Genomic DNA, 24,058 nt, shown 5'->3' with positions numbered 1-24,058 from the left:
CTAACGCACTAACCGAAACAAAAGTTAACTTTGCCAACTCATCGATGCTTATCTCTTTATGAAAATTTTCTCGTACGTATTCTATAGGTTCTTTTATTGCATCGATACTTGATAATGCTTTCGACGCTTTAGAAAATAAATGCGTAAACCCAAATGAACCGACTATTTCTTGATGTTTGTTAAATAAAGGACGTTTAGAAGTAGAAAACCAAGCAAACTCTCCAGAATTCAAAATATTCAATTCAAGCCTATCGGTTATCACTTTACCTTCCATAACGCTCTTATCATCTGTCATAAATTGTTTGGCAATATGAGGTGGAAAAAAATCACCGTCAGACTTACCAATCACTTGAGTCAACGAGTGATAACCAAGGTGTTCATAAAATTTCTTATTCGCGTAAATTATTTCACTGTCAGTATCTTTAATCCAAAATATTGAATCAGTTAATAAATCGAACATTGCTAATATTTGTTCGAATCCAATCACCTGCTCTAAAAACTCTTTTTTTTGGATAACTTTAGTATTGATAACTGTCAAACCTATGCCCCGAGGAAAAATTTCAAATATAAAACTTCAGCTTTTAACGCTGAAATTATTGCATTCTCAAAACCAACATTGCAAATATAAACCCATTTACATCTATTCATTTTGGCTTTTTTAACACATCTCTGTAAAACACAATCAATACACTGAATACTGAGCGCCGAATATTTATCATCGCAAGCCGATATTTCATTACTTTTTATCAACAATAAAAAGCTAGACTTGAGAATGTTAAGTTATTGTAAATTACACCTATTCATACTCAAGGAGTTTTAAAAATATGTTCAAATCATTTAGTAAAAAAGCCCTATGGCTTAAAGCAAGTTGTTTAACCATATTATCGCTAAGTTTATCTTTGCCCGTTGCTGCTCATGAATTAGGTTTACAACTTTACAGTGTCAGGCACCAAATGGAAAAAGACATTCCAAATACCTTCGCTGAAATCAACAAGTGGGGCATCAAAATAGTTGAAGGTGGTGGTAACCATTACGATTTATCTGCTGAAGAATTTAGAAATGAACTAATCAAAAATGACTTACAAATTGCCAGCGTAGATACATCTTTTGATGAAATCCGAGATAATCCTATGGCGGTAGTTTACAAAGCACGATATTTTGGTAGTCGTTTTGCCACTTTCTATTGGATCCCTCATGACGGTAAAAAAGGGTTTACAATCGACGATGCCAAAGGCGCTGTAAAAGCATTAAACAAAGCCGGAAAGATATTAAAAGAAAATGGAATAACCCTCCAATATCACCCGCACGGATACGAATTTTTGCCGTATAAAGGCGGGACAATTCTTGATTATATGATAGAAAATACCAAACATGCCGCATTCCAAATGGATGTTTTCTGGGTCAAACAAGGCGGAATGGATCCAACTGCACTACTACAAAAATACCCAGGACGATTCTTATCACTACACTTAAAAGATCGCAAAAAAGGTACTAAAAACTCAACTGATGGCAAAGCAGATGTTGAAGCCAATGTGGTGTTAGGCACAGGTGATGTAGGCATTGCCTCTGTTGTAGCTGAAGCGAAAAAACAAGGCATTCGTTATTTCTTTATAGAAGACGAGTCTAAACGCGTCATGCTTCAAGTGCCGGAAAGTATCAAATATTTAAATCAATTAGATGCACACAATCACTAATCAAACTTTATGTTTAATGCCCTCTCTAATGGGCATTAAACACTTACACCTTTACCTTTCGGTAATTATTTCGTGTCATTATTTTCCTTATACTTCAGCTTAAATCATTGGATTCCTTCATTAAATTTCTAAAATCATAAAGTTAATCACTAGCGCTTTAGCTATATTTTTGGTGTAATGACAACTAAATCTTTAGCCTTGTAGCTTATGACATGAATATTGGTTGGCGTGATTATATTAAAAGCCGCTTTTCTGCTGCTTCTCAATACCACTCTGTGGGGATCATGTTTGGCCTAAAAGGGATTCAAATTTCTAGTTTACAGAAAGTTAAAGGCAACCTTTCATGGGTTAAACAGCATTTTATTAATATCGAAAACTGGCAAGAAGAACTAAAACTCTACGTAGAACAAGAAAACTTAACTAATACAAAATGCCACGTCGTATTAGGCCTGACCAAATATACAACCCTACAAATAGAAAAACCTGCAGTCAAAGAAGAAGAGTTGATTGATGCATTGCAGTGGAATGTAAAAGAACTTCTGTCTACTGATGAAGCACTAGTGATTGATTATTTTGACCCCCCTGCATCTTCTTCTTCACAAGTTGCCCATCTTAATGTTGTGGCTTTAGCCGAAAACGAAGTCATTCATATTCGTGATGGAATTTTAAAAGCTGAGCTAAACTTACAAGATATTGGTATAGAAGAATTAGCCGTGTGTAATTTATGTGCTCAAAGTGATAATGCGATTATTTTGCTTAAACAACAGCAAGGTGGGCAACTTAGTTTAAACATTATCAAACAAAATAAGCTTTATTTTTCTAGACGCTTGAAAGGCTATGAAAGCATCGGAAGCTTGTCTCCAGAAGAACTCTCTATGGGCATAGCAGATAACTTAAGTTTAGAAATTCAACGATCTATGGATTATTTTGAAAGCCAATTGCGCCAAGCTCCTATAAAGCAGGTATACATTGCCCTTGAGACTTTACACCAAGATGCATTAGCTGATTTAATTAAAGCCGTAATTTATATCCCAGTTGAGAAGTTTACACCATACATCCAAATGGATGACAGCCTACCTGTTACATCGTCTAGCTATGCGAGTTTAGCAGCAGCTATCCATCATCCTCAGTTAATCGTCCAATGAAAAATCAGGTCAATTTATACCCTCAAAGATTTCGCCCTAAATTAAGGCTGCTGTCTTTGCCTTTAGTAATATTTTTATGGACTGTCACTTTAGTTTTGGTTTTCACTTTAAATTTTTACTTTTCAAACAAACAGCAAACGTTAGAAATAGAATTGAATCAGGTCGACCAAATTAAGCACCAAAAAATGGCTCTACTTGAAGCTCTGCAAACTGAACTAGCCAATCTAAAAATCGACCCTGAATTACACTCACAAGTCGCAAAAAAGCAACAAGTTACCAATTTAAAAAAACGTGTTTATCACGAGTTAATGGGACAAGAAAAAGGAAAAACCAGTGGTTATGCTAAGTTAATGTTAGATTTGGCTGAATATCATCAAGCAGATATTTGGTTGACTCGTATCTATCTAAATGAACAAAATGTCACAATAGAAGGAGCAGCAAGCAAAACTGAAAGCATTCCTAATTGGATTAATAATTTGTTAAACCAAAGTAGCTATTTCAAAGGTCAAAATTTTTCTGATACCCACATTTATAGAAATGAAGAACAACAATTGCGTTTTGTATTAGCTGCTGGCGAAAACATAACCACCACGCAAGGCGACTCAAATGAATGATATCAACCAAGCTGGTTGGCAAAGCCTTTCCAATAAGTTCTTAGCTATCAGTCTACGTGAACAATTACTTATTTTGGTGACCGGTTTAGTTGCCATTTCATTGTTAACCTATACATTCTTAATTGAACCCAATATAAATCAAACGAAAAGATTGAATAGCGACATTTTGTTTGCAAAATCAGAACAAGAAAAATTGCAGCAACAAATAGCCGAAGTGCAAAATCAGTTTAAAAATGATCCTAATGCGACGATCCGTGAACGTATTGAACTATTAGATAAAGAGATTGCAACTTGGGATCTAGAGTTGCAAAAACAAACCAATAATTTAGTGCCAGCCAATCAAATGGCTAGTATGTTAGAAAATGTACTCAGTGATAACAAAGGCATTAAACTCATTGAATTGGCTTCAATTAACCCAACTCCTATATATTTATCAAAACCAGATAAAGATGGAGCCGAACGTACAGCAGACCTGTATCGTCATGGTGTAAAAATTGTATTGCAAGGAAGTTATTTTGATATTCAAACTTATTTACAAAAACTAGAATCATTGAAGTGGAAATTTTATTGGAAAAAATTCGACTATCAAGTTGATGCCTATCCACAGGGCTTAGTTAATCTAGAAATTTATACATTAAGTACTAGCCAAGCGTTTATAGGGGCATAAATGAAAAAAATTGCATGTCTCATGTTAGCTTTTACACCTATTATAAGTGTAGTGAATGCGAAACCTTTAGTTGATCCTACTCGTCCTAAACACACACGAGTGTATCAACAAGAAAACATTCAAAATACTAAACCAGAGTTTGAGTTATCAGCAGTGTTTATTAATAATAAAAATAAGTACGCAGTAATCAATGGGAAGAATTATCAAAAAGGGCAAGAAGTGAACGGAAATAAACTAATTTTCATTGGTCAAAATCAAGTCGTACTTGATACAACTGACGGAAAAAAAACACTTGTCCTAAATAGCCACTCTATTAAAAAAGATGTCAATAATGGTTTTTAAAAAAATAGCGTTTATTAGTTTGTTGATATTATCGGTCGCTTGCCAAGCGCCGCCTAAAAATAGTCCCGCAAAGACCGCGATGGATGCTGCTTTAGCAGATTATCAAGAACAAACACCCATTGATAAAACTTTGCAAGACGTACCAGAAGAAGTAAATCAGGCACTAATGCCACAATCATCGGAGCCAACTGAACCATTATTTGGCATCGCTAAATATGACATCAATGCAAATAAACTACCGGCTCAGATGTTTTTCAGCAGCATAGTCAAAGACACTCCTTATAGCGTGGCTATTCATCCAGAAGTCAGTGGTGAAATTTCTTTAGACTTAAAACAAGTCGCTTTAAACGACGTATTTGATTTAGTCGCAGAACTTTACGGATATGAAATCGAACGTAAACATAACATCTATCGAATTTACCCAGCAGGGTTGCGCTCAGAAACCTTTGCCGTGAATTATTTACTGATGAAGCGAGATGGTGCAACACAAACCAGAATTACCTCGGGTGGTGTGTCTCAAAACGCCTCTAATGGTAATAATAACAGCAATGGTCAATCTGGTAATTCTCAAAATAATTTTAGTGGTAACTCTAATAGTGGCAATAACTACGGCGGAAACAACAGCAGTAACAATAGCGCTAATGGCACCAATATATACACAAGCACCGAAACCGACTTCTGGACCGAATTATTAGCGACCTTAGAAACAATGATAGGTAGCGAGGAAGGCAAAAGTGTCATGGTTACCCCTCAAGCAGGATTGGTCACTGTTAGAGCTATGCCAAGTGAAATACGTGCGATTAAAGCCTTTTTAGCCGTATCTGAAGAAATTGTTCAAAGGCAAGTTATTTTAGAAGCCAGAATAATAGAAGTCTCACTGAATGATGGGTTTCAACAAGGTATTAATTGGGGACAAATTTTAGCTAACAGTGGTTCAACAGATTTTCAATTCTCAAATACAACAGGTTCAATTGGTAATTCAATCAGTGCCGCTCTTGGCAATATCACCAGCTTATCTTTTATCAATAAAGATTTTTCTGGCGTGTTGTCATTGTTATCAACTCAAGGAAATGTCCAAGTATTGTCTAGCCCAAGAGTCACGGCCATTAATAACCAAAAAGCGGTGATAAAAGTTGGAGACGATGAATATTTTGTAACTGACGTATCGAGTCAAAGTACTATTTCTTCAAGTAGCACCTCGGTTGTGCCAAATATTGAATTAACTCCTTTCTTTTCAGGCATAGCCTTAGACGTCACACCACAAATAAATAAACATGGGGAAGTATTACTACATGTACACCCTTCTGTTATTGAAACTCAAGAACAAGAAAAGGTCGTCACGTTAAACGAAGAACAATATATTCTGCCACTAGCTCAAAGTAATATTCGCGAATCTGACACTGTTATTCGCGCTAAATCGGGTGAAATAGTGGTCATTGGTGGTTTGATGCAATCCATTATTTCTGATTCAGAATCGAAAACTCCTTTATTAGGAGATATACCTGTATTAGGCAACTTGTTCAAAAACAAACAACAAAAAGAAATTAAAAAAGAATTAGTGATCTTGATTAAACCTACAGTGGTGAATAGTCAAACATGGAAACAAACACTTAGCCGAAGTCGAGATCAAATGGCTGATTGGTTATTAGTGGAATAGCTCATGTATTTATACCACTTTGGTATTAAAGAATTACCATTTACGCTGACCCCAAACACCAGCTATTTTTTTGGATTGCCAAGTCATAAAGAAGCCATTCAAGTATTACTGACAGCTTTAAAAACCGGTGAGGGATTTATCAAAGTCACCGGAGAGGTCGGTACCGGCAAAACCCTAATTTGTAGAAAGTTACTAAATGACTTGCCTGACCCATTTGTTGCAGCCTATATTCCCAACCCTTATTTAACCCCGAGCGAATTACGTCGAGCCGTGGCAAATGAGTTAAGTGTTGTACTGACCGACCAAACCGATCAACAAGAATTTACACAACGCATTCAACAACGTTTGATTCAAATAAGCCAAGAAAACAAAAGTGTCGTGTTAATAATTGATGAAGCTCAAGCGTTACCCATAGAAAGTATTGAAGCATTAAGATTAATCACCAATTTAGAAACCGAAACCCGTAAGTTGATCCAAGTAGTATTGTTTGGTCAACCCGAATTAAACCAAAAGTTATCTTTACCCGAATTAAGACAGCTTAAACAAAGAATTACTTTTGCTTATACTTTGCAGTTAATGGACTCGGATCAAGTGTATCAATACGTTAAACATCGAATGAAAGTTGCTGGCTATAAGGGAGCCGATGTTTTCAACGACCAATGCAGCAAATTACTGTTTAAAGCTAGCAAAGGTACTCCTCGCATAGTCAATGTGTTATGCCACAAAGCTTTAATGCTGGCTTATGGCGAAGGTATGCAACAGGTCAATGTTAAACACTTAAAACACGCTATTGTTGACACAGAAGCAGCCGAACCTATAGGCAATAAACTAATGCTTTTCACTTTGAGTGCCGTGGCTATAATAATGTTAGCTGCCGGTGGTTACCTTTCTTGGTTAAGGTACAGCTTGTGAGTGTCATTAATAAAATGCTTCAAGATCTTGAAGCTCGAGAAGATGACAACCAAGCCATCAATGCCGATTATCAACCACCGACAAAAAGGCATTCTAAACGTCTTATTTTTATACTGATAGCTGTGGGCACATTAGCCATTTTGTACGGTCTATTTATGCCCTTACATAATACGCAGGAACCGAATCAAACAAGCGCTAAAATGAGTGACGAGGGCACGGCTAGCCAAGTTAAACCCAAACCAATGTTGCAACAAAGCTCCTCACCAGCATCGATTACACAAGAACAGAAACTCAGCATAGAAAACAGTAATAAAGTGTTGGTTGAAGTACCTCATTCAGACATACTAAATAACGAAAGCCCAAATCAAATTGCGACTATCAACGACCGTTCAACAACAGTTCAATTACACTCAGAAGCGCCTAAAATACAAAGCATTAAACCAAGTGTTTCTGAAGCTCAAAATCAAGATACTCAACTCCCCCAAGTAAAAACAAACACTGAAACCACAACTAATTTCACTATGGTAAGCAGTCAGAATGAGGCTCAATCAGTTGATTTAAAACAACAAATATCCGAACACTTAGCCGCTGGCAACAACACTAAAGCAGCAAGTTTATTAAAAGAGCTAACTTTACAACAACCTAAAAACATTTTGGCCCGTAAAAAATTAGCATCAATTCAATTTGCTTTGGGAAATCATAAACAAGCTAAATTGTTATTAGCAAAAAGTATTGAAGAATTTCCAACTCGAAGTGATTTAAGGCTGATGTTGGCCCGTGTATTTGTGAGCCAAAGTAACAATATCCAAGCACTAGAGGTATTAGTCGATGCACAAGCTGAATCGGGCAACCAAGAGTTTTTAGCCTATCGCGCCTCTCTAGCCAAAGAGCTTAAACAAATGGACATAGCAAGATCCGATTACAGTGCGCTGACACAATTGAATCCAACTAATTCAAAATGGTGGCTAGGGTTAGCTGTGATTGAAGATCAAACTGGGAATGTTAATAACGCCTTGGTAGCCTATAAAAAATCTATGCAAGGTAATCAATTAGAAACTGCCGTTTCTGAATTTGTCCAACAAAGAATACTGATATTGGCGGAGTCTAAATGAAAGCAAAAATAAAAATACGTTTAGGCGATTTATTGCTGCAAAAAGGCATTATCAATGAGCAGCAATTAGAACAAGCTCTGTCCGCGCAGAAACAATCTGGCCGAAGATTAGGACACATTTTAACTGAGTTAGGTTTTGTATCTGAAGAACAGCTGCTATCTTTTTTATCGCAACATCTCAAAGTTCCGCTGATAGACATAAGTCAGCACAATGTCTCAGCCGCCGTAGTTAATTTATTGCCTGAAGTTCAAGCTCGTCGTTACCGCGCACTAGTCATCGAAGACAAAGGCGACAAGTTATTAGTTGCCATGAGTGATCCGGCAGATTTAGCTGCTATAGACGTATTATCAGGCCGATTGCCAAAACCTCTTGAAGTTGGCGTGGTCAGCGAAAGTGAGTTATTGCTGGCATTTGATAATTTATATCGCCGTACTGAAGAAATTGCCTCTTTTGCCCAAGAACTTGCTGAAGAATACGAAGATGATGTTAATTTTGATTTCGATGTAGGTGTTGATGACGAACAAGACACCACAGTCGCTAGATTATTGCAGTCTATTTTTGAAGATGCTTTGCAAGCAAAAGCATCCGATATTCATATCGAACCAGACGATGCAATATTAAGAATTCGTATGCGTGTAGATGGTGTTTTACAAGAAAACGTCATCCAAGAAAAAAACATAGCGGCGGCATTAGTACTGCGCCTTAAGTTAATGTCTGGATTGGACATCTCAGAAAAACGTTTGCCCCAAGATGGCAGAACAACGACACGTGTTAAAGGGCATACTATTGATGTGCGTGTTTCAACTATGCCCATTCACGGCGGTGAATCCGTCGTTATGCGTCTACTCGATCAATCGGCTGGTTTATTATCATTAGATCAAACAGGTATGCCAAGTAGTTTACTTGCACGCTTCAGGAACTTGTTACACAGGCCCCATGGCATGATTTTAGTGACAGGCCCCACAGGTTCAGGTAAAACGACGACTTTGTATGGCGCATTGAGTGAGTTAAACCAAGCATCTACCAAAATTATTACGGTGGAAGATCCAATTGAATACCGTCTACCAAGAATTAACCAAGTACAAACTAATAGTAAAATAGGATTACACTTTTCCAATGTGTTACGCACCACCTTACGCCAAGATCCAGACATAATAATGGTTGGAGAAATGCGCGACCAAGAAACGGTAGAAATTGGTCTCAGAGGGGCATTAACAGGTCACTTAGTGTTATCTACCTTGCATACTAATGATGCAGTCAGCAGTGCAGTGAGATTATTAGATATGGGAGCGCCAGGGTACTTGGTCGCAAGTTCACTTAGGGCCGTAGTGGCCCAACGTTTAGTTCGTAAAATTTGCGAAAACTGTTCCGAAGAATACACCTTAAAAAACGAAGAACTGACTTGGTTACAAAACTTAGATGATGGCTTACACGCCATTAAATTCAAAAAAGGTAAAGGATGCCAAACTTGTAATAACACTGGCTATAAAGGGCGAGTTGGGGTTTTTGAATTATTAGAAATGACCGAAAACATGATGAATGCTCTTAAGAACAGTGACACAGTCACCTTTGCTCAAGTCGCTCAGTCAAGTCCAGGTTTCGTACCACTGGCCAAAGTAGCATTGATGTATGCCAAAATGGGTATTACTACTGTTAACGAAGTTCTCAAATTAATAGAAATAGTGTCGGAAGAACAAACGGTTGAACCTGATGAAGTTTCAGAACAAGAAGAACTAGAAGCTGTCATTGGCGAGCAAAACGACGAACTCAAACAACCGGCAAAAAGCACCAGTAAATTTGAATTAGAACCTAATGACAAGCCAACGGAAAATAACGATGGCTCAGTTTAGTTATAAAGCTCGAAAGTCTACTGGAGAAATGGCAACAGGCGTGCTTGAGGCATCCGATGCTAAAGCAGTTGCCCAAATTTTGTTTGGCCGAAATTTTATACCGCTAGAAATTATAGAAAACCAAGAAGCAGATTCAACAAATACGTCTGAACTGAAAATTTCACTGTTTACACCATCAATAAAACTTGATGACTTAGTTATTTTTTCTCGTCAAATGTTTTCTTTGGCTAAATCTGGCATCCCGATATTAAGAGCAGTAAAAGGCCTAGCTGACACCACTAATTCAAAACGATTACAAGCAGCATTGTTTGATGTTGCAGACCAGCTTGAACGGGGCAGAACTCTGTCTTCAGCCCTCAACAAACATCCGACAGTATTTAACAAGTTATTTGTCAGCATGGTACACGTCGGTGAAAACACAGGTAAGTTAGACGAAGCATTTAATCAATTATCTTTTTATCTAGAACGTGAACTAGAAACACGTAAGCAAATAAAATCGGCAACCAGATACCCCATGTTTGTGCTCATTGCGATAGTCATCGCCATGGTAATCATGAATATGGTAGTGATCCCAATCTTTGCTGACATGTTTAAATCTTTTGGTGCCGAACTACCATTAATGACCAAAGTATTACTTGCGACTTCTGAATTCTTTATGACTAAGTGGCACTATTTATTAGTGGGTATAGGGCTAATGGTTTATATGATTTACCGTTATTTACAAACAGAAAATGGACGTTACAAATGGGATCGCGCAAAAATCCGTTTACCTGTAGTGGGCAGCATATTTGAACGGACATTATTAGGACGTTTTGCTCGCAGTTTCTCAATGATGTTAGTGGCAGGTGTTCCTTTAACAGCGGGGCTAAACCTAGTCTCAGAAGCGGTCAATAATTCATTTATGGCAGACCGTATACTTACCATGCGAAAAAACATTGAAAAAGGCGAAAGTTTATCTCGTGTTGCCGTGAGTAGTCAGTTATTTACGCCTCTGGTGCTGCAAATGATAAATGTAGGTGAAGAAACTGGACGAGTTGATGAACTCCTATCAGAAGCGGCGGAGTTCTATGAGCGAGAAGTCGATTATGATTTAAAAAGCCTAACATCTAAAATTGAACCTATATTAATAGTAATAGTAGCGAGCATGGTATTGGTTTTGGCCCTGGGTATATTTACTCCAATGTGGGATATGATGGGGGCCATAAAAGGGTAACGAATGTGTTAAAAAGCGAAGCCACAGAAGAAAGAAATCGCAGCATTTTTGTCAACATAAGTGTTGTGGCGGTTTTTGTTGGCTTAATGTTAGGTTTTATTCTGTATTTAAACAGCAGTTCACCCGACGTAAGGCGTTTATCTTTAGAAAAACTAGCCGAAGGTTTTAACACTAGTGTGCATAATGCGCACTGGCAGTGGCAAGCAGAAGGGCGGCCTCAAATCGTTATGTTAGTGTCATATGCAAATAAATTAGGTAAGGACAAAAAATTAGTAGAGACCAAAAGACGACCTATTTTTATGAGTCATCAAGGTTGGCCAAAGTCTACGGAAAACTCCGCAGGATGCGAAAAAATTTGGGATATGGTGTTAGATGTTCCAATGGAAGTAGAAGGGTTTAAAGTCATTGCTGAATATTACAATGGCGAAAATTTAAGCGGGGATAAATTAGATTCGGCTTGTCGTTTTAGATTATCTACCGGGCCATATTTCGAATATAAATTACATTTAGGTCAAGTGCTTAAAGTTAAATCATAAATTTTATTTTGACGGAGAATTATAAATGTTGAAGCCTGGTTTGAGCCATACACATAGTAAAAACATACATTCCAAGCAACAAGGTTTTACCCTTATCGAATTGGTTATAGTTGTGGTTATTTTAGGACTACTCGCTGCCACAGCGTTACCTAGGTTATTAGATGTTACAACTGATGCCGAAGATGCAACAGTTGAAGGAGTAGCAGGCGGGTTTGCTACAGGTGTAGGCTTAATACGTGCACAGTGGGAATTAGACGGGCGTCCAAAAGAGAATGGAGGTACTAATTTGTCTTTTGTCACCATTGAAGGGATCCAGGTTGGAATTGATCAAGATTCCGGTTACCCGACAGGCCAATTAACTACTGACTCCAGCAGTGAAGATGATCTAGTTAGTACCTTAGATTGTGAAAGTATTTTTAACTTAATAATGCAAAGTGCACCATCAATTTCATCCAATTGGGCTGACCGCCCTTTTGATAACTATCGTTATTTTACTCATGTGAGTAACGGTAACGGATCTGGGGGCAATGACCTTTGTTTTTACTATTTAACCCAAACAATTAAGAATCAATCAGTACAACCTACAGACAATACTATTGGCAATGGTTTTATTTATGACCCAAGAATTGGACAAGTTATTGTTTTTAGTAATAATTAGAATTCAGTGCCGATTAATTGAATAGGTAACAAATTTAAATACATTAGGTAAAAAAATAGATACCTAAACAAGATAGCGCTTTAAGGTGTTTTGATGGTATAAAACATCTAACCTGTTAAAGGACTTACAATTTTTAATAATCCTTCGAGGAAATATTATGCGTAATATGCAAAAGCAACGTGGTTTTACATTAATCGAATTAATTATCGTCATCGTTATTTTAGGTATTTTGGCTGTAACTGCGGCGCCTAAATTTATTGATATTCAAGGTGATGCCCGTGGTGCAACACTAGAAGGTGTTAAAGCAGCTTTACAAGGGGGGGCACAATTAGTTTACGCCAAATCTGCTATTGCTGGGGAGCAAGGCAACGCTGCTCCAGGTACAGCGACAGCGGCAAATCAAATTGTGGCAAATGGTTTAACCATTACTACTGATTTTGGATACCCTCACTCTGATAGTTTCACTGCCATTAAAAGTGGCACAGTAGTTGGTACTGATATAGCGGCATTCGCTGAATTAGAAGCAGCTGATTGGGTGCTGACGGATGGTACTGGTGGCTCTGGCGAGACTACTCCTGCATCTAATACATTTGGTATCAGTCCTACTGGTGCTACTTTTGATTTTAGAGAAACCGCAGTAGATGGTGACAGTTGCCATGTGTTGTATGCTGATGCTACTGGTGTTAATACTCCAGCTGTTATCACAGTGGTTAAAGGCGGTTGCTAAATTAAACCAATATAAAAGGGTTAATCACCCTTTTATGTTTATAAATTGCCTCCTTAATGTGTCGCCTATATCTATTGGATGACCATGATATTAAGTAAATCTACTCATCGACAGAAACCATTTGGCTTTACACTTGTAGAATTGATTGTGGTCATTAGCCTAATCAGCGTGCTCGCCGTGTCTGCCTATAGCCGGCTTGGTAGCTCTGCTGGTTACGCAGAATACACCTACCAGTCTCGGCTAATATCAACTTTACGTAACATGCAAACTCGTGCCATGAATGACACGCGCGAAGACCTTTGTTTCAAAGTGAACTTTAATTTATCCCCAGCGGCTTTTGGACCACCAAGCAGAAATTACCAAACGCCTAGTTCAACATCACCTACTTGTGAAAACACTATTGACTATACAAGTCCCGATTATATTGGCGTTGCCAGCAGCTCAGAAATGTCATCAGACGATGTTACTTTAACCACCCAAGACGATTCTGGCGCTTCTTTTACTTCTATTCAATTTGATAATTGGGGACGCCCGAGCCTATCAACTGGTGCCTCTTGTAATCTTCAATGTAATGTCCAACTCAGCGGCGAGAACACAGTAAAGGTATGTATTGAGTCCGAAGGTTACATTCATGCTTGTTAAGCCAATTAAAGGGTTTACGCTAGTTGAATTAGTCATTGGATTAGTGGTATTTGCTATTGCCATGACATTATTTGTGTCCTTGATAGTACCTCAAGCCATACGCAGCGTTGACCCGATATTCCAAGTAAGAGCAGCAGAATTAGGCCAAGCATTAATTAGTGAGATCTCTAACAAACCTTTTGATGAAAATTCAAGTCGCGTGGGAGGTTTTGTTCGTTGTAATGAATACAATCCAAGCACCGATTCCACTATTCCTTGTAGTGTCATTGGCCAAACCACAGGTATTCGTCTTGATTTTAATGATGTTGATGATTACAACGGTTATACCGCAACAGGCTCAGACATACGAAATAGTTTGAATCAAACATTACAAGTCGGTACCGGCGCAGCATCATATAATTTGTATGAAGGTTTTAGTTTATCGGTGTCTGTGTATTACGATGATAACTTTGACGGCATAGACGACACCATTGCCAGCGGCAATAATTATGTGGGTAATAACAAATTTATCAAAGTAACAGTCACTACACCCAATAATGAAGACATTATATTTTCAACCTATAGAGCGAATTATTAGTGATGTCACGCCAACTAAAAAAACAGGGATTTACCTTAGTTGAATTAGTGACTGTGATCATTGTATTGGGCGTGGTGTCTGTTGGAATATTTGGTTTTATACGTTCTGGAATGGGTATTTATGCCGATGTAAATGAAAGAGACCAACTTTTATCAGATAGCCGTTTTATCATTGAAAGATTGAGCCGCGAATTGCGTCAGGCGATCCCCAACAGTACCAGGACTGCATCATCTGGCGATAATCAATGTTTAGAGTTTGTTCCGGCTCTGTGGGCCACTTATTACACCTCTCTGTCGGTCTATCCCGATAATACAAACCAAGCAACATTAACAGAGATTGGCCAAAACACCGCGGGTTATCAAGTCACTCAACAAAATGGCAGTGTAAGCGGCGATTATGCATTTGTATATCCCACTTCAAATACTGATATTTATGCAAACAGTAGCAATAAAAGACGAGAAATACTGTCCTGCTCTGAACAAGATGCTAGCGCCGACGATGATTGCTGGACATTAGATGATTCACAACATACAGCAACATTAACCTTCACTGAGGCTTTCGGTGACAACTCACCGGCTTCACGTTTGTATTTTGGTCGCCAATCAGTGAGTTACTGCACAAATATTAATGGCGAAATCAGGCGTTACCAAAATAACATATCTGAAACACAAATCGTACATTCAAATGGTGGTGTACTTATGGCCGACGGGTTAACCAACACCTTGCCGTTTCAAGTAGTTGGGGCTAGTTTAACCAGAAATGGCTTAATCAATATTCTATTTGCATTTGAACGTAACGAAGAAACCATCAATTACAACATAGAGGTACATATCCCTAATGTGCCTTAAACATACCCGATTTAACCCAATAAATAATACAAAACAAAAAGGCAGTATGTTGGTTATTGCGCTATTTGTGATTATTGTATTTGGTATGTTAGGACTCACTATGACCAGACTGCTTGCGTCATCATCTGAGTCCGTCATTTATGAAGTGTTAGGACAAAGAGCACTTAATGCGGCTAGGACTGGGTTAGAAAGATGTTTGGCAGCGAAATACCCAATTACTGCAGGAGGCTCTCCTTGCTCGAATCCCACCAATTTTGTATTCACCGGCATAGCGGGTTTAGAAAATTGTAGCTATCAAGTAACCCCAGATAACGACATAGTTGTGACAGATAACAGTAATACTTTTACCTATTCAAAATTCACAAGTATTGGCCGTTGTGATGCAGGTGATATAATAGTTAGCCGAGAAATTTATGTCGATGCATTGGTAGCAAACTAATGAAACTGTTAATTCCCCCTTTTCATTTAACTTTACTAATACTACTTATGTCAATGAGTCCATTTAGTATTGCTGTTGAATGTAGTGCTGTGTTTCCTACTGGCGCCCAAAGCCATACCTCAAATGGGCGATTAACAGTAAATGCTAATTCATACATTTATAATACGACCTCACCTGTATTACCATTTAAACATGAAACGATAAATTCAAACAAAGGTGATAGTTGCGTGTCCGCAGATTGCAGTGCGAGTGGCGCACCTGCAGAAGCAGTTAATTTAGCGAGCTTCCCCTCTTTCTCTGCTGGGCCTTCATTAAGTTATTCAAATACGACTATTGGTGAAGGCAACAACAATACCAACACTTTTGGTTGGGTGACCATAAAAAAAGGGGGGGATGTAAATTTTTCAGCTAATTATGATGAATACTATTTTAAGGGCTTAACTGTCGATGGCAAAGGTGTCTTAAACATGCGTCCCGGTATTTACTGGGTAGAACAATTAAACCTAAATAGTGGTCAGACTAAAATAAACGTTGTAGGTAACGGAACCGTTTATATTTATGTTAAAAATAGCGTAAATGTTAATAGTAACGCTGAGATTAACGGCATTAGTGACAATGCTGTTTTAAACCTAAACGTATTAGGCGACATTAATTTAAATTCAAACTCCAAATTATCTGGTTTAGTTTATTCTAACGGCACTACAACAGTTAATAGTCAAGCTAGTTTTACTGGCTCTATTTCAACAGGCAATCTTACTCTTAATTCAAACGCTACTGTGACCCATCAACCTGGCATCATAGATAGTTATGATTTTAGTAATTTATGTACTACGTCGGCACCAGAACTAATGTTTCATTTAGAGTTTGATCAAGGCTCGGGGCAAACCGCTTTTGATACCAGTGGATATGGACGAAATGCAACTTTGGGTGGTTCAAATACCGAAAACGATCAAGATCCCACTTGGCTTTGCGAAGCTGATAGTTTTTACATGGATTTCGACAAGAGTAAAAACCAACGACTGACTACCTCATCCTTTACCCCGCCAAGTACAGGAGTAGTAGCATTTTGGATGAAAATACCCAGTATACCGAACTCCTTAAATCGCATTTTTGGTTTTGGTGATGGTTTTGAAATACGGTTTAATGCCGGTGGCATTATGTATATCGACATCAATAAAACTGGTTCAAATAATAGTATTCGAACAAGTGGCGCATTTACCACAACTGATACATGGACACATTTCGCCTTCACCACAGATGTCACCACAGGAGATTGGGCGGTTTATATAAATGGCGCTTTAGACAACAATGGGAATGAAACATTAACGGCTCAGCCTAGCGCCACACTCACTATCGGAGGAAGTACTTGGAAACCGAATTCGAATTCATTAAACGGTTCATTGGATGACTTCAGAATTTACTCAGGTTTACTAAACCAGCAAGAAATTGCAGTTTTAGCGACTACACCACCCCAACCCTGTGTTCAAGTTCATCATTATGATATCAGTCATCCTAATCAAGCACTTACTTGCTCTGCTGCAAGTATCGAAATTAAAGCCTGTAAAGATGCTGCATGTACATTAAATTCAACTGTTACATCCTTAGACTTTAGCGCTGATAACGTCATACAAAGTTCTCATTCTTTTACTGGTAGTGAAAGTTTCTCTTACGCGAATACTACCGCTGAAACAGTCACTTTATCCGTCACTAATACCAGTGAAACACCTACCAACAACTTAACCTGCAATGGTTCTAGTGCCGCTGAGGCTTGTGATTTAGTATTTGTAAACGCTGGATTCGAGTTTTTTGGACAAAACATTGGCGACCCGGTACCTGATCAGCTAGCCGAATCCAATTGGCAAAACGTGAATTTTCGAGCCGTAGAAATCAATACAACCACTGGCGCCTGTCAGGCAGCTTTATCCGGAACAACAGACATCACGTTCGGTTTTGATTGCCAATCTCCTAGCGCTTGTTTGACTGGTTTGGCTGGCATAAACGTTTCAGGTGATGGCAATGGTGAGTTTAGTAAAACCATGTCACTGCTTTTTGACAGCAATGGCATAGCCGCCCTTACGGCAGTAAACTATGCCGATGCAGGAAGGTTAACCCTCAGTGCAGAAAGTATTAATAACCCTAAGGTTTTAAAAGGTTCAGGCCAAATTGACATATACCCAAGTTATTTAAAATTGGAAACCAGCAACGCTAACTTGGTTTATTCTGGTGTAGCAGATACCGATATATACACCTCAGGCTTAACATTTAACTACAAAATAGGCGCCTATGGTGCTGGCAATAATTTGCTTCCCAACTACCAGCCAGAAAACCTAAAACTTCAAGTGATACGAGATTACCCAACTGTTTCCGGTACCCTAGATGGTGATTTTAATTATAAGACCAGTGCAACAATTAAAAGCGCCACAGGCAATCCAGCCTTTACTTCCACCAGCAGCCTGACGTTTTTAGGAGGCGAATACAGCTATTCCAATGCCTTTTATAGTGAAACAGGGCGAATAACCCTAGACGTACAAGACTCAAGTTATTTAGGAAACACCATCTCCTCTCAACAAAACTTAAGTTTAGGCACATTCATTCCCGCCTATTATGATGTCAGTTTTGAAACTGGAGTGGCATTAGACAATACCTATATTAATGCCAGTGCTGCTAACTTCACCTATATTGGTCAAGCCATAACTTTTGTTAAGGAGCCCACTTTTACCATAGTGCCTAAAAATGCTTTAGATATAACCACTCAAAATTATCTCTATGCTGATTGGACTTATGCACCTGCGTTAGCCGCTATTATGAATACATCTAAACTTAGTTATGCAGATACAAGTGGTTATATTGGAACTGCCAGCGTGGCCCACACAAATTCACCTCTCATTACGAATGACTATTCCCTATTTGGTCAAAAAATAGCATTAGACGGCACCCAGGTGACCTATCATAAAGTTGATACCAATAATAAAATGTTTGGACCTGTAAACCCATTTAACGGGACATTAAATATTGAGTTTTTTGCATCCTTTTTTACCGATAGTAATGGTATTTGTTATAGAGATAACTATGCAGATCTAAGTTGTAATGGGTTTAGTTATGCATCGGTAACTGGCGCGAATTTGCGTTTTGGTAGATTTACACTTGATAGTACTTACGGACCAGAAACGGACTCAATTCAAGTGCCCTTTAAAGTCGAGTATTACCAAGATAATCAATGGTTAGTAAACACATTAGATAATTCAACATCGATAGAATTTAATGAATCCACTGCTCAACTCATACTTTCTCCTGTTGGTGGAGTTGATATTCGCGATCAAATTAATAATGTAGTAAGTGATGGATTAATGTTACTGGGTGAAGCTGACAAAATATTCGATTTAGTATTAAACGCTCCCAATACCCAAGGTGAACTAACAATGCAACTCAATCCACTTGTCAGTCCAAACTCATGGACGAGTTATCTAAATTACGATTGGAATGGAGATGGAGTGATTTGTAATCAGGCATCTTGTGTTGATTCGCCAGATGACGCCGATTCTGATCCACAAATAACAGATTATCCTAACGCCACCATCAATTTTGGTCTGTTTAGAGGTAACGAAAGGATTATTCAATGGCGTGAAGTATTTAATTAAGGTAAATAAATCGACTTTGCAGGCCTAATGCCCTTGCGCTTTTTGTTATAACTCAATAGCATAGGATGACAAAGTTGTGAGTGGGCAGGTTGGTGCCTGTTTTGTATCATAACAATAAAAATAGTTGCCTATAGGCAATCAGTTTGGAATTTTATAATGAACCGTATAGCTCAACTTACTTTTATCGCTGCTTTTTCTTTGGGTAGCCAACAGGCTTTGGCTGCTGCTCTTTCGGTCTCTGAGATTGAGCAAAAAATATCCACTAAACAATCTGAATACGATAATTACAATAGTGATTTGGATGCTCAGATTGATCTGGCAAATATTTTGGAAAAAGATCTTGCCGAACTTAGACAAAATGTGACTCTTGCAGAAGCAGATAGACAGTCCGCCTTGATTGAAATGAACATACAGTATGAAAAAGTGATAGATGACCCAGAGCTAGATATCACCCCTGTGCGCTCAACCTATGCTAAGGCAGTAAGAACCCACAAAGCTATAAAAGATGCCATCACGGATAAATACAACGAATGGCAAGCTAAGCTGCAAGACGTTGAACAAATGCAGGTGTCTAAACACAGTTTGTTAAACACTATTGAAGGTTTAAAAGAACAATACAATAGCGCTCGTGTTGACCGCTTATATAAAGAATTTAATCGAAAAGAGTCTGTAGTTGTCAGCCATAAAATCTCTTGTGATAAGAATGAAACTTTATCCAAGTGTACAGTTAGAGGCAAAGCTCTAGCGAAACAAAAAGCATCTAAGCGATTCTTAGATAGCGTGTTTGATGGATTGAGTGAAGCAGTAGAAGCTGAAAAAAGAAGACAAACATCGGATGCTTCTGTACAAGTTTTACGTAGTGAGGTAGCGGATAGCAACTTCAGCGGACAAGGAAACTACAACGTAAAAATGAATTTACAACTTCAAGGCAATTTAAAACGTGCTGTAGGATGTGAATTATTAGGATTAGATAAACGTTATTGCGTAAACTTTAAAGGGCAAGAAGTAACACAACTTGCTGCTATACCGCCGACGTTAGTCACAGATGAATCAGTCATGTACGAACTAACAGTTCGTTCAAATGTATTTGACGATGAGGTATTTATTAACGGCGTAAGTTACGGCTCAACTAAATTACAAGTCATGCTGCCTTCTGGTGAACATGATGTTGAAATTGTTAAACGAGGCTACGACTCAAGTCGTCAGACTATTTCTTTAACAGAACCTAAAACCTTAAAAATTGAACTAGACCGTGCACAATACACCTTTAGTAAAGGTGAACGAATTCAAGATATCCTAGCTGGCGACATCCCGGGTCCAGATTTAGTAGTCATTCCAGCTGGCAGCTTTAGAATGGGTGATATTACAGGTCTAGGCTTAGATAATGAACGTCCAGTGCAAACCAAAGACTTTAAACAGTCGTTTGGTATCAGTGAAACAGAAATTAATGTCAAAGCTTTTGAAATCTTCGTAGACGCCACAAGCTACGTGACTGATGCCGAAAAAGCTAAAGGTTGTGCTTTTTACGAAGACGGTAAAGCAGTATGGCAAAGTGACCGCAACTGGCGTAGCCCAGGATTTATCCAAACTGATGAAAGTCCAGTGGTTTGTGTTAGTTTGAATGATGCACAAGCGTATGTAGAGTGGATTTCAAAAGCCAGTAGCCACGCATATAAACTACCTTCAGAGTCTCGTTGGGAATATGCAGCTCGCGCCGGTAAAGAAACTGACTACTGGTGGGGTGAAGGTGTTAATACTGATAACGCTAATTGTGGTTGGTGCGGTAGCCAATGGTCAAATGTTAGCACAGCACCAGTCGGTTCATTTGAACGCAACGACTTTGGTCTATTTGATACCGTGGGCAATGTATGGGAATGGACAACTAGCGAACAAAACATTAACAACGCGGTAGTTCGCGGTGGAGCTTGGAATTTTGCACCTCGTCTAGCTAGAGCTTCGACTCGTATGGAACTAGATAGTAGTTTCCGTTCAAACTATATTGGTTTCAGAGTTGTTCGCGAACAGTAACATTGATAACTAGTTTTTAATCCCGGCTAACAAGTCGGGATTTTTATTTGTGCAACTTAATCCTCCGTTTTTAGCCCTTTATTCGTATAATCGATAAAAAATCCCTAAAACACACTTTTTTATTGCCTTGTTGAAGCTCTATGCTTGCTGAAATCAAGGCGCATTGGTAAAGTTAACGGATATTTCTTAATTACCAACCAGGATACGGTTTTTCCATGTTTAAAAAGCTTCGAGGAATGTTCTCTAATGATTTGTCAATCGACCTCGGTACAGCAAATACACTGATTTATATTAAAGATCAGGGCATTGTTCTTAATGAACCTTCTGTTGTGGCAATTCGACAAGAACGCGCTGGCGGCCCTAAAAGTGTGGCTGCAGTAGGGCGTGAAGCAAAACAAATGTTGGGTAGAACTCCTGGCAATATAAAAGCAATTCGTCCAATGAAAGATGGTGTAATTGCAGACTTTTATGTCACCGAAAAGATGCTCCAGCATTTTATCAAGCAAGTTCACGACAACAATTTTTTACGACCTAGTCCAAGAGTATTAGTTTGTGTACCTTGTGGATCAACTCAAGTAGAACGTCGTGCTATTCGAGAATCAGCATTAGGTGCCGGTGCTCGTGAAGTGTATTTAATCGATGAACCTATGGCCGCGGCAATTGGTGCAGGTTTACCTGTATCTGAAGCGACAGGTTCTATGGTAGTCGATATAGGTGGCGGTACTACTGAAGTCGCAATCATCTCATTAAACGGTATTGTTTATTCTTCTTCAGTTAGAATTGGTGGTGATAAGTTTGATGAAGCCATTATTTCTTATATTCGTCGTAACTTTGGTTCACTAATTGGAGAAGCGACGGCTGAACGAATTAAACATGAGATCGGTGCTGCCTACCCAGGTGAAGAAGTAAAAGAGATTGAAGTACGAGGCCGTAACTTGGCTGAAGGTGTACCTCGTGGTTTTACTTTAAATAGCAATGAAATACTTGAAGCATTACAAGAACCTCTAACAGGTATTGTGTCTGCCGTTATGGTTGCATTAGAGCAATCTCCACCAGAATTAGCTTCTGATATTTCTGAACGTGGCATGGTATTAACTGGTGGTGGCGCTTTATTAAAAGACTTAGATCGTTTACTAATGGAAGAAACCGGCATTCCAGTTGTTATTGCTGATGATCCTCTCACTTGTGTAGCCAGAGGTGGTGGTAAAGCATTTGAAATGATTGATATGCACGGTGGAGATTTATTTAGCTACGAATAGTAGTTAATACTGATTGATAAAGGCAGCGATAAGCTGCCTTTAAACGATTTATCCCAATCGTTCCTGTCGGATGGGTCTTATACTAAACCAGCCACAAGATGTAACTAAGCTGGTTATTTATCGCTCACTGAAACACTTATTCTAAGGAAGTATGGGTACACAATGAATTTGATGTTTTCTAGAGGTCCTTCGTTACAAAGCCGCCTAGCGCTAGGGCTGTTTTTATCGATTGCACTCATTTTGTTTGATCACAAACTTAATGGATTTGGCACAACACGTGTGTATCTAAATTCATTAGTTAGCCCTTTGCAATATTTGGCTAACCTACCTGGTGAAATGTTAAACGCCAGTGCCAGCCGTTTGGTATCTCATGAACGCCTCTTTAATGAAAATGCCCAATTAACTCACGATGCTGTATTAATGAGCGAAAAACTGCAACGTCTAACCTTCCTGCAAAAAGAAAATGAGCGTCTTCGCAGCCTACTGAATGCACCTGTAAAAAATCATAATGAAAGATTAGTCGCTGAATTAATGGCGGTAGACAACAATCCGTATAGCCACCAAATTGTCATTAATAAAGGGGCTATACATGGCATATACGAAGGCCAACCTGTTTTAGACGACAAGGGTATAGTAGGCCAAATTCTGCAAGTAAGCTCAACAAATAGTCGCGTGTTACTGCTAGCCGATGTCACCCATGCGATACCTGTTCGGGTTGCACGAAATAATGTGCGACTAGTCGTTTCTGGTTCAGGTAGTCTACGAGAGCTGTTCATTCCCCATGTTCCTCACAGCAATGAACTTAAAGTTGGAGATTTATTATTGTCTTCAGGGTTAGGCAATGTATTTCCAGAAGGCTACCCTGTGGCAACCATTAGCTCTATCGTAAGAGATGAAAGTCGACCTTTTGCCCAAGTGTTAGCTAAACCTATCGCTCAACTAGACCGGCTAAAGTACTTACTCGTGTTATGGTCTAATCAACGAGCTGAAGACAATATTGTCGTTGAGGGTGCAGACAAATGAGTTTACGTAACTACTCAATTGCATTAAGTATTATCGCGGCACTTGTTCTGCAAATAATGCCCATGCCGGCCATAGTCGATTTATATCGTCCAGACTGGGTTATGCTTGTATTAAGTTACTGGGTATTAGCATTACCTAACCGAGTGAATGTTGGTGTGGCTTTTTTTACCGGCTTAATTTTAGACATATTACTTGGCACAAGTATGGGCATTCATAGCTTTGCTTTGTGTTTAAGTATTTACGTTTTAGCTGCCAATTATCAACGTTTACGTAATTACTCTGTTTGGCAACAATCAATAATTATCGGCGTTTTGAATGCGTTATATAATCTAGTGGTTTTTTGGCTACAACATTTAGTCACTGATATTTACTTTTTATTCGATTATTTATGGCCAGTTGCTAGTTCAATCGTCATGTGGCCTTGGTTGTTTTGGTTATTGCGTAAAGTGCGACGCCAATTAAGATTGCACTAAATTT

At 38.6% G+C, this 24,058-nt stretch carries 23 protein-coding genes; 22 read left to right on the top strand and 1 reads right to left on the bottom strand.

Annotated elements, in window-relative coordinates; all coding sequences use genetic code 11:
* Positions 1-538: PAS domain-containing protein (locus ACSHXM_RS07495; protein ID WP_435688131.1), on the bottom strand; the 538-nt coding region annotated here is incomplete at its 3' end.
* A gap of 286 nt (positions 539-824) precedes the next feature.
* On the opposite strand from ACSHXM_RS07495, the gene ACSHXM_RS07490 reads away from it, so the two are divergent.
* The 22 genes from ACSHXM_RS07490 (at position 825) to mreD (ending at position 24,054) form a co-directional block, all read left to right on the top strand.
* Positions 825-1,694 carry a sugar phosphate isomerase/epimerase family protein gene (locus tag ACSHXM_RS07490; protein WP_435688130.1) on the top strand — a complete coding sequence of 290 codons (870 nt, stop codon included), beginning with the start codon at positions 825-827 and terminating at the stop codon, positions 1,692-1,694.
* A 212-nt stretch (positions 1,695-1,906) separates the two neighbouring features.
* Positions 1,907-2,839 carry an MSHA biogenesis protein MshI gene (locus ACSHXM_RS07485; RefSeq protein ID WP_435688129.1) on the top strand — a complete coding sequence of 311 codons (933 nt, stop codon included), beginning with the start codon at positions 1,907-1,909 and terminating at the stop codon, positions 2,837-2,839.
* A gap of 56 nt (positions 2,840-2,895) precedes the next feature.
* The gene (locus tag ACSHXM_RS07480; protein WP_435688128.1) at positions 2,896-3,453 is read left to right on the top strand and encodes a PilN domain-containing protein; all 558 of its coding nucleotides are present in this window, start codon (positions 2,896-2,898) and stop codon (positions 3,451-3,453) included.
* Positions 3,446-4,120: a type II secretion system protein GspM gene (locus tag ACSHXM_RS07475; RefSeq protein ID WP_435688127.1), complete on the top strand. Its 675-nt coding sequence runs from the start codon at positions 3,446-3,448 to the stop codon at positions 4,118-4,120. The genes ACSHXM_RS07480 and ACSHXM_RS07475 overlap by 8 nt, the downstream gene beginning before the upstream one ends.
* Entirely contained in the window at positions 4,121-4,462 is a 342-nt protein-coding gene (locus tag ACSHXM_RS07470) for a hypothetical protein (RefSeq protein WP_435688126.1), read from the top strand.
* Positions 4,452-6,119: a pilus (MSHA type) biogenesis protein MshL gene (gene mshL / locus ACSHXM_RS07465; RefSeq protein ID WP_435688125.1), complete on the top strand. Its 1,668-nt coding sequence runs from the start codon at positions 4,452-4,454 to the stop codon at positions 6,117-6,119. Before ACSHXM_RS07470 ends, mshL begins: the two co-directional genes overlap by 11 nt.
* A 3-nt stretch (positions 6,120-6,122) precedes the next feature.
* Positions 6,123-7,031 (top strand): ExeA family protein, encoded by a 909-nt coding sequence (locus ACSHXM_RS07460; RefSeq protein ID WP_435688124.1) that lies wholly within the window; start codon positions 6,123-6,125, stop codon positions 7,029-7,031.
* The gene (locus tag ACSHXM_RS07455) at positions 7,028-8,143 is read left to right on the top strand and encodes a tetratricopeptide repeat protein (RefSeq protein ID WP_435688123.1); all 1,116 of its coding nucleotides are present in this window, start codon (positions 7,028-7,030) and stop codon (positions 8,141-8,143) included. Before ACSHXM_RS07460 ends, ACSHXM_RS07455 begins: the two co-directional genes overlap by 4 nt.
* Positions 8,140-9,993: a GspE/PulE family protein gene (locus ACSHXM_RS07450; RefSeq protein ID WP_435688122.1), complete on the top strand. Its 1,854-nt coding sequence runs from the start codon at positions 8,140-8,142 to the stop codon at positions 9,991-9,993. Before ACSHXM_RS07455 ends, ACSHXM_RS07450 begins: the two co-directional genes overlap by 4 nt.
* Positions 9,980-11,206: a type II secretion system F family protein gene (locus tag ACSHXM_RS07445; RefSeq protein ID WP_435688121.1), complete on the top strand. Its 1,227-nt coding sequence runs from the start codon at positions 9,980-9,982 to the stop codon at positions 11,204-11,206. Before ACSHXM_RS07450 ends, ACSHXM_RS07445 begins: the two co-directional genes overlap by 14 nt.
* A gap of 5 nt (positions 11,207-11,211) precedes the next feature.
* A complete protein-coding gene (locus ACSHXM_RS07440) occupies positions 11,212-11,742 on the top strand; it encodes a hypothetical protein (protein WP_435688120.1) in 531 nt (176 codons plus the stop codon).
* Positions 11,743-11,767: 25 nt separating this feature from the next.
* Positions 11,768-12,400, top strand: coding sequence for a type II secretion system protein (locus tag ACSHXM_RS07435; RefSeq protein ID WP_435688119.1), 633 nt, complete (start codon positions 11,768-11,770; stop codon positions 12,398-12,400).
* Between the two features lie 157 nt (positions 12,401-12,557).
* Positions 12,558-13,127: a prepilin-type N-terminal cleavage/methylation domain-containing protein gene (locus tag ACSHXM_RS07430; protein ID WP_435688118.1), complete on the top strand. Its 570-nt coding sequence runs from the start codon at positions 12,558-12,560 to the stop codon at positions 13,125-13,127.
* Between the two features lie 84 nt (positions 13,128-13,211).
* The gene (locus ACSHXM_RS07425; protein ID WP_435688117.1) at positions 13,212-13,769 is read left to right on the top strand and encodes a type II secretion system protein; all 558 of its coding nucleotides are present in this window, start codon (positions 13,212-13,214) and stop codon (positions 13,767-13,769) included.
* Complete coding sequence (locus ACSHXM_RS07420; protein ID WP_435688116.1) at positions 13,759-14,346, top strand: prepilin-type N-terminal cleavage/methylation domain-containing protein; 588 nt, start codon at positions 13,759-13,761, stop codon at positions 14,344-14,346. Before ACSHXM_RS07425 ends, ACSHXM_RS07420 begins: the two co-directional genes overlap by 11 nt.
* Before the next feature lie 2 nt (positions 14,347-14,348).
* A complete protein-coding gene (locus ACSHXM_RS07415; protein WP_435688115.1) occupies positions 14,349-15,194 on the top strand; it encodes a PulJ/GspJ family protein in 846 nt (281 codons plus the stop codon).
* Positions 15,184-15,633, top strand: a complete 450-nt coding sequence (locus ACSHXM_RS07410) for a pilus assembly PilX family protein (RefSeq protein WP_435688114.1) — start codon at positions 15,184-15,186, stop codon at positions 15,631-15,633. Before ACSHXM_RS07415 ends, ACSHXM_RS07410 begins: the two co-directional genes overlap by 11 nt.
* Positions 15,633-19,271 carry a DUF6701 domain-containing protein gene (locus ACSHXM_RS07405; protein ID WP_435688113.1) on the top strand — a complete coding sequence of 1,213 codons (3,639 nt, stop codon included), beginning with the start codon at positions 15,633-15,635 and terminating at the stop codon, positions 19,269-19,271. Before ACSHXM_RS07410 ends, ACSHXM_RS07405 begins: the two co-directional genes overlap by 1 nt.
* 156 nt (positions 19,272-19,427) lie before the next feature.
* A complete protein-coding gene (locus tag ACSHXM_RS07400) occupies positions 19,428-21,299 on the top strand; it encodes an SUMF1/EgtB/PvdO family nonheme iron enzyme (RefSeq protein WP_435688112.1) in 1,872 nt (623 codons plus the stop codon).
* Between the two features lie 215 nt (positions 21,300-21,514).
* A complete protein-coding gene (locus ACSHXM_RS07395; RefSeq protein ID WP_235310888.1) occupies positions 21,515-22,558 on the top strand; it encodes a rod shape-determining protein in 1,044 nt (347 codons plus the stop codon).
* Between the two features lie 162 nt (positions 22,559-22,720).
* Positions 22,721-23,581, top strand: coding sequence for a rod shape-determining protein MreC (gene mreC / locus ACSHXM_RS07390; RefSeq protein WP_435688111.1), 861 nt, complete (start codon positions 22,721-22,723; stop codon positions 23,579-23,581).
* On the top strand, positions 23,578-24,054 hold the full coding sequence (gene mreD, locus ACSHXM_RS07385) for a rod shape-determining protein MreD (RefSeq protein WP_435688110.1): 477 nt from the start codon (positions 23,578-23,580) through the stop codon (positions 24,052-24,054). Before mreC ends, mreD begins: the two co-directional genes overlap by 4 nt.
* Positions 24,055-24,058 lie beyond the last annotated feature (4 nt).

This window comes from Paraglaciecola sp. (assembly GCF_051252315.1).
Lineage (GTDB): Bacteria > Pseudomonadota > Gammaproteobacteria > Enterobacterales > Alteromonadaceae > Paraglaciecola.
The sequence above is the reverse complement of the archived record's forward strand: the minus strand, read 5'-3'. Positions and strand labels throughout refer to the sequence as shown.

Coding starts and splice junctions, on each gene's coding strand:
- ACSHXM_RS07490 (WP_435688130.1), top strand. CDS start 825: ATGTTCAAATCATTTAGTAAAAAAGCCCTATGGCTTAAAGCAAGTTGT.
- ACSHXM_RS07485 (WP_435688129.1), top strand. CDS start 1,907: ATGAATATTGGTTGGCGTGATTATATTAAAAGCCGCTTTTCTGCTGCT.
- ACSHXM_RS07475 (WP_435688127.1), top strand. CDS start 3,446: ATGAATGATATCAACCAAGCTGGTTGGCAAAGCCTTTCCAATAAGTTC.
- ACSHXM_RS07470 (WP_435688126.1), top strand. CDS start 4,121: ATGAAAAAAATTGCATGTCTCATGTTAGCTTTTACACCTATTATAAGT.
- mshL (WP_435688125.1), top strand. CDS start 4,452: ATGGTTTTTAAAAAAATAGCGTTTATTAGTTTGTTGATATTATCGGTC.
- ACSHXM_RS07460 (WP_435688124.1), top strand. CDS start 6,123: ATGTATTTATACCACTTTGGTATTAAAGAATTACCATTTACGCTGACC.
- ACSHXM_RS07450 (WP_435688122.1), top strand. CDS start 8,140: ATGAAAGCAAAAATAAAAATACGTTTAGGCGATTTATTGCTGCAAAAA.
- ACSHXM_RS07445 (WP_435688121.1), top strand. CDS start 9,980: ATGGCTCAGTTTAGTTATAAAGCTCGAAAGTCTACTGGAGAAATGGCA.
- ACSHXM_RS07435 (WP_435688119.1), top strand. CDS start 11,768: ATGTTGAAGCCTGGTTTGAGCCATACACATAGTAAAAACATACATTCC.
- ACSHXM_RS07430 (WP_435688118.1), top strand. CDS start 12,558: ATGCGTAATATGCAAAAGCAACGTGGTTTTACATTAATCGAATTAATT.
- ACSHXM_RS07425 (WP_435688117.1), top strand. CDS start 13,212: ATGATATTAAGTAAATCTACTCATCGACAGAAACCATTTGGCTTTACA.
- ACSHXM_RS07420 (WP_435688116.1), top strand. CDS start 13,759: ATGCTTGTTAAGCCAATTAAAGGGTTTACGCTAGTTGAATTAGTCATT.
- ACSHXM_RS07415 (WP_435688115.1), top strand. CDS start 14,349: ATGTCACGCCAACTAAAAAAACAGGGATTTACCTTAGTTGAATTAGTG.
- ACSHXM_RS07410 (WP_435688114.1), top strand. CDS start 15,184: ATGTGCCTTAAACATACCCGATTTAACCCAATAAATAATACAAAACAA.
- ACSHXM_RS07405 (WP_435688113.1), top strand. CDS start 15,633: ATGAAACTGTTAATTCCCCCTTTTCATTTAACTTTACTAATACTACTT.
- ACSHXM_RS07400 (WP_435688112.1), top strand. CDS start 19,428: ATGAACCGTATAGCTCAACTTACTTTTATCGCTGCTTTTTCTTTGGGT.
- ACSHXM_RS07395 (WP_235310888.1), top strand. CDS start 21,515: ATGTTTAAAAAGCTTCGAGGAATGTTCTCTAATGATTTGTCAATCGAC.
- mreC (WP_435688111.1), top strand. CDS start 22,721: ATGAATTTGATGTTTTCTAGAGGTCCTTCGTTACAAAGCCGCCTAGCG.
- mreD (WP_435688110.1), top strand. CDS start 23,578: ATGAGTTTACGTAACTACTCAATTGCATTAAGTATTATCGCGGCACTT.